The 7496-nt window shown below is 73.3% G+C and carries 7 protein-coding genes; 2 read left to right on the top strand and 5 right to left on the bottom strand.

Going from position 1 to position 7496, the window contains the following annotated elements:
• The coding region (locus tag H5J30_RS11815) for a copper homeostasis protein CutC (protein ID WP_220188808.1) at nucleotides 1-438 on the bottom strand (438 nt) is incomplete at its 3' end.
• A gap of 27 nt (nucleotides 439-465) precedes the next feature.
• Here H5J30_RS11815 and H5J30_RS11810 point away from each other — a divergent pair.
• Nucleotides 466-1170: an HD domain-containing protein gene (locus tag H5J30_RS11810; protein WP_181787390.1), complete on the top strand. Its 705-nt coding sequence runs from the start codon at nucleotides 466-468 to the stop codon at nucleotides 1168-1170.
• Between the two features lie 5 nt (nucleotides 1171-1175).
• Here H5J30_RS11810 and H5J30_RS11805 read toward each other — a convergent pair whose 3' ends face one another.
• From H5J30_RS11805 to H5J30_RS11790, 4 genes are all read right to left on the bottom strand, one after another.
• Entirely contained in the window at nucleotides 1176-4268 is a 3093-nt protein-coding gene (locus tag H5J30_RS11805) for an NACHT domain-containing protein (protein WP_181787389.1), read from the bottom strand.
• 69 nt (nucleotides 4269-4337) lie between these two features.
• Entirely contained in the window at nucleotides 4338-5582 is a 1245-nt protein-coding gene (locus tag H5J30_RS11800; protein ID WP_181787388.1) for a Cmx/CmrA family chloramphenicol efflux MFS transporter, read from the bottom strand.
• 97 nt (nucleotides 5583-5679) lie between these two features.
• Nucleotides 5680-5952 carry a DUF4031 domain-containing protein gene (locus tag H5J30_RS11795; RefSeq protein ID WP_181787387.1) on the bottom strand — a complete coding sequence of 91 codons (273 nt, stop codon included), beginning with the start codon at nucleotides 5950-5952 and terminating at the stop codon, nucleotides 5680-5682.
• A complete protein-coding gene (locus tag H5J30_RS11790; RefSeq protein ID WP_181787386.1) occupies nucleotides 5949-6380 on the bottom strand; it encodes a DUF8819 family protein in 432 nt (143 codons plus the stop codon). The genes H5J30_RS11795 and H5J30_RS11790 overlap by 4 nt, the downstream gene beginning before the upstream one ends.
• A gap of 139 nt (nucleotides 6381-6519) precedes the next feature.
• Between H5J30_RS11790 and H5J30_RS11785 the strand changes: the two genes are divergently transcribed.
• Nucleotides 6520-7458, top strand: a complete 939-nt coding sequence (locus H5J30_RS11785) for a MurR/RpiR family transcriptional regulator (RefSeq protein ID WP_181787385.1) — start codon at nucleotides 6520-6522, stop codon at nucleotides 7456-7458.
• The last annotated feature ends 38 nt before the right edge of the window (nucleotides 7459-7496 follow it).

Raw genomic sequence — 7496 nt, 5'->3', positions numbered from 1 at the left:
CGTGTCCAGCCCCGGCAGCCCCGCGAGCTGCTTGCGCAGCGTGTCCCGGTCGGCGGCCCGGTCGATCGCCCGGTGGAACGTCCACCGGCACCCGTCCCCCACCGCCTCCAGCAGCCGCCCGACCGCCGCCAGGTCCGGCCCGCCCGCCTCGTCCAGGAACCCGAGGACGAACTCCTCCGCCCCCGCCGCCCGCAGCGCCCGCGCCCGCGCCGCCAGCGCCTCCACGTCGCCCGCCGCGAACCCGTCCTCGGCGCGCAGCATGACGCGTACGGGGATCTCCACCGCGGCCCGTACGGCGGCGACGGTCTCGCGCGACGGGGTGAGCCCGTCGGCGGCCATGTCCGTGACCAACTCCAGACGGTCGGCGCCGCCCGCCTCCGCGGCGGCGGCGTCGGCGGCGTTCAGGGCGATGACCTCAAGCAGCATTGGTCTAGACATGAAACACAGCCTGCCATATCGCGCAGAATGGTTGCCATGCCCGCCCCCGGAGACAACCAGCCCGCAACACCGGCACCCGAGCCGGCCGGCCCCGCCCTCCTCGACCGCTGGACGGTCCTCCTCGTCCGCTGCCAGTCCGGCGCCGCGCCCCCCGACCCCGTACCGTACGGGATGAACCTGCTGGAGAGGTGGGGTGAGCCGCAGCGGCGCTACCACACCGCCGCGCATCTGACGGCCGTCCTCGACCGCATCGACGAGCTGGCCCACCACGCCGACGACCCCGACGCCGTACGCCTCGCGGCCTGGTTCCACGACGCCGTCTACCGCCCGGAGCGCAGCGAGAACGAGGAGCGCAGTGCGCGACTCGCGCAAGTCGCGTTGACGGAGGCGGGAGTTGGGGACGAGGGGGACGAGCGCGTCGCGGAGGTGGCGCGGCTCGTACGGCTCACGGTGACCCACGACCCGCACGCCGGGGACCGCAACGGCGAGGTGCTGTGCGACGCGGACCTCGCGGTGCTGGCGGGTACGCCGACGGCGTACGCGGCGTATGCGGCGGCGGTACGGGAGGAGTACGGCTTCGTGCCGGACGACGCGTTCCGGGAGGGCCGGGCGGCGGTGCTACGGCAGTTGCTGGGTCTGCCCCGGCTGTTCCGTACGGAGACGGGGTACGCCCGCTGGGAGGCGGCGGCGCGGCACAACGTGGGGACGGAACTGGAGCTGCTGGGCGGGTAGGGACGTCAGCGGGTGCGGACCCGAACCCCCGGGATGCGGGGGGCGGTGACGGAGGTGCCGTCGGGGGTACGGCAGCCGTCGAGAGACAGCATTCCGAGGTGGCCGAACCGCAGGAAGACCTCGGGGTCGGGCGGCACCACGCAGTTCGACAGGTACAGGTCCGTCAGCGCGGGCGAGAGACTCACTCTGCTGAGCCACGGGTCGATGTCGAGACCTTCGAGCCGCAGGAGCTGGAGACGGAGCATTCCTCTCAGGTCGTCGAAGCCCCGGAGCGTGCCCCGGCCGCTCCCCGACAGTTCCACGAACCGCAGGCCGGCGAGGGCCGTCAGCGGGCCGAGATCCTTCTCCGCCACACCGTCGAGTCTGACATTGGTCAATCCCCAGCAGCTCCGCAGTGCTCTCGGGTCCAGGTCCTCGGGGAGCCGGGCCGTCAGCCAGCGCAGCCGATTGAGATCCGCGAGTACCGCCCCTCCGCGCAGCGCCCTGGTGTTGTTCAGCACGAGGTCCTCAAGGCCGAGGTGGTTGCCGAGGACGGACAGATCCGCCGCTTCGAGCAACTCGGCCACCCACAGCATCCGCAGGGGCGGGAGGTCGGCCAGCACCTCCAGCCCGTGCAGGGGATAGAGCACGGAGACGCCCGTCAGCTCGCGCAACCGGGCCGCCGCGCGCATCTGGCCGGGGTGGTTGATGGCCACCAGGTTTCCGGCCAGCGGCAGCCGGCACAGGACGCGGTCGGCGTAGACGTCCGCGTCGAAGTAGTTCCACGCCTTGATGAGTTCGTTGACGACTTCCTCGCGCTCGTCCCCCACGTAGCCCGCCAGCAGGTCCAGGGCCTTCTCGCCCCCGATCAGCGCCGCGGTCCGTACCGTACGCGCCGCGGCCGGCTCGGACAGTTCCTCAAGTGACCGCGGCAGCCACCGCAGCAAGGTCGGCCCCACCGCGGCCAGCGCGGGCGGATCGGTCTTCCGCTTCGCCGGGAACAGCTTCTTCACCGCGTCGTCCAGCCGTTCCGCGAGCCCGTCCGACACGGCAGGCAGTGTCTCCTGGCACGCCGCCGCCAGCAGCCGCAGCGTGCGGGCGTGCCGGGGCTCTTCGCCCGCACGGTCCAGGATGCCGCCGAGCAGTTCCTCCCGCTGCCGCGCATTCGCGTGGCCCGCGGTCATGATGATCGTCTCTCGCCACAGGTCGAGGTGTGCCCGCTCGATCAGGTTCCCGATGTGGTCCTCCTCCGCCGCCTCCTCTGCGGCGAGGTACTCCTGAAAGGTCCGGTGTACGAAGTCGATGCGGTCCTCGGCGGGCGACCGGAGGACGCCGGAGCGCTGCCGGAGCTGCCCCAGCACCGGGGCGCCGTCCAGCACGTCCAGGTGGCGCATCCCCCTCAGCTTCGCGGTGACGTATCCGGCGGCCCGCTGCGCGTCGATCTCGGTTCTGTTGTTGTCGGACAGCCGCCACGCGAGGTCCCGCAGGATGACGAGCTTGTCCCCGAGGCTGAGCCTGCTGTCCGCCGCGCTCGGCACCCTCCGGTCCGCATCCCGGTCGTGGACCAGGGTGTGCAGCGCGTTGCGGTACAACTCCATCCGGTCCTGCGGCAGATGGCGGCCTCTGTTGAGGTGCATCGCGCAGAGCATGGCCGCCAGCAGCGGCGTGCTCGCCAGGGACTGCAGATGCGCGCGGTCCTTGAGGCCGGTGAGGAGGGACTGCTCGTACCGCGGGATGTCGTCCACCGCGCAGGGCAGTTCCCCGCACAGTTCGCGTACGGCCTGGTGCCACCGGCGTACGAAGGCCGCCAGGTCGGGCGGCGTCATGCGGTCCAGGTGGAGCGCGGTGAAGTCCTCGCGGCGGAGCCAGTCCGCGCCGGCCGCGGCGGGGCGGGAGGTGACGACGACCCGGACGGCCTCGTACTGGCCGAGGAGGCGGCGCAGCCAGTCGCGTACCTCCTGGCGTTCGCGGTGGAGGAGCTCGTCCACGCCGTCGATCAGGAGCAGCGCGTTGCCCGCGGCGAGTTGGCGCTCCACCCACCCCCGCGGCATGACCCCGGTGATCGGGCCCGCGACGCCGTCGAGCATCGCCTCCGGGTTCGGGGGCTTGCGGCCGGTGTAGTCGCGGAGCTTGACGAAGACCGGCGTGAGGCCGTTCCACTCCGCCAGTTCGTCCGTGAAGCCCCCGCGCGCCGCCGTGATCGCCAGCCAGCGCAGCAGGGTCGTCTTGCCGGAGCCGGCCTCGCCCCGCAGCAGCACGCGGGAGGCGCCTCTCAGCGCCGCCTCGACGCGCATGCCGGAGGCTTCTTGTCCGCCTTCCTCCCAGTCGCTCATGTCGGGCCTGAGCTGCCGCGGGCTCCGGATGCCGCGCCGCCGCTGCGCGTCGCCCCCGGTCGTCCGGAGGCTGACGTACGCGACGGACAGCCGGACGCGCTGCGGGCTCGCCTGGTCGGAGGTGCCGCGGAACAGCTCCACCTCGTCGAGCTGCCGGCTGACCAGCTCCAGGTACGTGCGGCGGAAGTCGGTGTCGAGGTCCGAGCCGTCCGGCGCGAACAGCGAGCGGTCCGGCAGGCGTTCCAGGATCCGCGCGACCTCGGCGCCCAGCGTGGAGGTACGGGCCAGCAGCTCGGCGGCGGCGCGCTCCTCGAAGACGGGGAGGCTGCGCACGATGCGTACGTAGTACGCGACGCACTCGGCGAACAGCGCCTCGTGCAGCCGCGCCTCCGTCTCGCCGAGGCCGGTCGGCGGGCGCACGGAGGCGGTGATGCGGCGGACCAGTTCGGCGGGCTGGGCGTCGGCGGCGAGGAGGGCGTCGTCGGAGAGGTCCGCGCGGGCGAAGGTGTCGGCGACGGCGTCGATGACGGCCTGTCGGCCGCCGGGCTCCAGGCGGTCGAAGGCGTGGGTCAGGTACGGGTCGAGGCGGTCGTACACCGCGTTGGTGATCTGCTCGAACTGCTGCCTGACCTCGCGCTGGAGGCGCACGCCCGGGACCCGGACGCGTACCAGCTCCTCCATGGACAGCAGACGTTCCTGATCGCGCTGCTTGCCGCGGAGCCACAGCTTGCCCGCGGCGTTCGCCACGATCGTCCCCAGCCGTAATGCCGCCGTCTCCGCGAGCATGCGTCGCCCCTCCCCTGTCCCTCGACAGCAGACAACCACACGGCAGTGACAGCCGCGGCTGTCCCGCGGCTACCCCGCCGCTTTCACCGCGCCCTCCGCCGCCGGCTCACCGCCGCGCGCCACCAGCCTCGTCCGCCGCGCCGCCGACCTGCCCGCGACCACCGTCATCGCCACCGTGCCCACCGCCAGCACGGCGCCGGTCCACGCGGTGGCGGCGTACCCGAGGCCGGCGCTGATGACGAGGCCGCCGAGCCACGGGCCCACGGTGTTGCCGATGTTGAACGAGGAGGTGGCGGTCGCGCCGGCGAGGCCCTGGGCGGCGCCGGCGACGTCGAAGATCCGGGCGTTGAGCGCGGGCGCGGTGGTGAAGGCGGTGGCGCCGAGGAGGATGGACAGGGTCACGATCGCCACCGGGTACTCGGCGAGCAGCGCGCACGCCACCAGTACGGCGGCGGTCGCGGACAGCCCGACGTACATGGTGCCGAAGCGGTACCGGTCCGCCATCCGCCCGCCGACGATCGTGCCGAGGAACGCCCCGGCGCCGAAGAGCGCCAGCACGGTCGGCACCCAGCCGTCGCCGAGGCCGGCGACGTCGGTGAGGAGGGGCGCGAGGTAGGAGAAGAAGGAGAACGTCGCACCCGCGAAGAGGGCGATCGTGGCCATGGCGAGCCACACCTGTCCGTCGCGGTAGATGCGCAACTCCTCGCGCAGCCGCGGCGGCTCGGCGTCTCCCGGCTTGCCACCGGGTACGAGCGTCACCACCCCGACGAGGGCGACCGCGGTCATCAGCGTCACGGCCCAGAACGCGGAGCGCCAGCCGAAGTGCTGCCCGAGCAGCGCCCCGCCGGGCACCCCGGCGACGTTCGCGATGCTGAGCCCGCCGACCATGACCGCCATCGCCCGGGCGCGGGCCCCGGTCGGAACGGTCGCGATGGCAACGGCGGCACCGACGGCCCAGAACCCGGCGCAGGCGAGGGCGCTGACGATGCGGGTGGCGAAGAGGACGCCGTAGGAGCTGGAGACCGCCCCCACGATGTGGCCGGCGCCGAAGACGACGAGCAGCCCGACGAGGGTGGTGCGGCGGGGCAGGCGGAGGGTGGCGGCGGCGAGGGTCGGCGCGCCGACGACCATGCCGACGGCGAACGCGGAGATGAGGAGTCCGGCGCGGGGTATGGAGACGCCGAGGTCGTCGGCTATCTCGGGGAGGAGCCCGGAGAGCATGAACTCCGACGTCCCGAGGGCGAAGACGGCGACGCCGAGGACGTACACGGCGACGGGGAGGCGGGCTCCGGCCCGGGGAGCGGTCGGGGACATGAGGAGGGAAACACCAAGGCGGGAGGGGAACATTCCTACGATCGCCACGGTACGGGGAAAATCCGCAGGTCGATAGTGCTCTCCGCGGTCGCGCGGATCACCCCGTCCCTGTCCTCCTCCCCCGGCGTCGCAGACCCCCGTCCACCAGCCTCCGCAGCAGTTCCTTCGAGCCCACCTGCACCGCCCCGCGCGCCACGGCGTCCTCGTACCGCGCCGACGGGAGGTCGTAGTGATCCCCGTCGAACGCCCGCCGCGGCACCCCCATCGACTCCGCGAACGCGTGCAACTCCTCGTACGAGACGTCGCTCACCAGGTGCGACCACATCCGCCCGTGGCCGGGCCACGTCGGCGGGTCCACGTAGATCGTCACTCCGCACCGCCCGAGCCGCCCCCACCGCCCGCACCGCCCGAGCCGCCGGCTCCGCCGGTGACGCCCGCGCCCAGGCTGCCCACCCGGGCCACCACCGCGCCCGTCCGGCCGCAGACCCACCGCGGGTCCGGGCCCAGCTCAGGTTCGATGTCCAGCGCGTGCGGGCCCGCCGAGTCGACGTCGTCGCAGACGGGGCACAGCGGCCACCTGCCGTACTTCTCCAGCAGCGCGTCCTGGACGTCCTGGGCCACCAGGCCGTCCAGGTACGCCACGCCCTCCGGCCACTGCTCCACCCACCAGCGGCGGTGGACCACCGCGTCCTCGACGAAGGTGACCACGTCCGGTTCGGCCACGTCGGCGGCGCTGAGGTCGGCGAGGATCAGCGCACGGGCGCGGTGCAGCGCCTGCTCCAGCCCTTGGTGCTTCATACATTCAGTCTCCCGCAACCGGCGCCGGCGAGGCCGGGCGCCCGGCCGTCCCGGCGGGCGCACGACCCCGTCCCGGGGTTTTCCACAGGCCCGACGCGGGGGGTTGACTCGCCCTCTCCCGCGAAAATATCTTTCGTCTGTGAGCTACAGCGTGAAGGAAACTTTCACACCCGACACTCCGACCGGGCCCGCGCCGCCCGCGCCCGCCGCCCTCGCGGCCAAGGTGCGCACGGTCGCGCCGTCCATGACGCGCTCCATGCAGCGCGTCGCCGAGGCCGTCGCCGGGGACCCGGCCGGCTGTGCCGCGCTCACCGTCACGGGCCTCGCGGAGCGCACCGGTACGTCGGAGGCCACCGTCGTGCGGACGGCGCGGCTGCTCGGCTATCCCGGGTATCGCGACCTCCGGCTGGCCCTCGCCGCCGCGGCGGCGCAGCAGGAGGCCGGGCGGGCGCCTTCGGTCACCGCCGACATAGCGGTGGACGACTCGATGGCCGACGTCATCGCCAAGCTCGCGCGCGACGAGCAGCAGGCGCTGGCGGACACCGCGGTCGGTCTCGACCCCGTGCAGTTGGAGGCGGCGATCGCCGCCATGGCCACCGCCCGGCGCATCGATGTGTACGGCATCGGGGCCTCCAACCTCGTGGGCCAGGACCTGGTCCAAAAGCTGCTGCGGATCGGTGTCGTGGCGCACGCCTCGCCCGACCCGCACCTGGCCGTGACCAACGCCGTCCAACTGCGCGCGGGCGACGTGGCCATCGCCATCACGCACTCGGGCCGCACGGTCGACGTCATAGAGCCGCTGCGGGTCGCGTTCGACCACGGGGCGACGACGGTGGCCATCACCGGCCGCCCGGACGGCCCCGTCGCGTCGTACGCCGACCACATACTCACCACGTCCACGGGTCGCGAGAGCGAGCTGCGGCCGGCGGCCATGTCCAGCAGGACGGGCCAGCTGCTGGTCGTGGACTGCCTGTTCATAGGCGTGGCCCAGCGGACGTACGAGCGTGCCGCACCGGCGCTCGCCGCCTCGTACGAGGCACTGGCCCACCGGCACAGCCCGCTCCGCCCGCGGTCCTGACCCCGCCCGGCGACATCCGGACGACGACCGATGCACCG

The sequence above is a fragment of the Streptomyces phytophilus genome, assembly GCF_013870535.1.
GTDB lineage: Bacteria > Actinomycetota > Actinomycetes > Streptomycetales > Streptomycetaceae > Streptomyces > Streptomyces phytophilus.
This window is presented reverse-complemented; position numbering and strand designations above follow the sequence as displayed.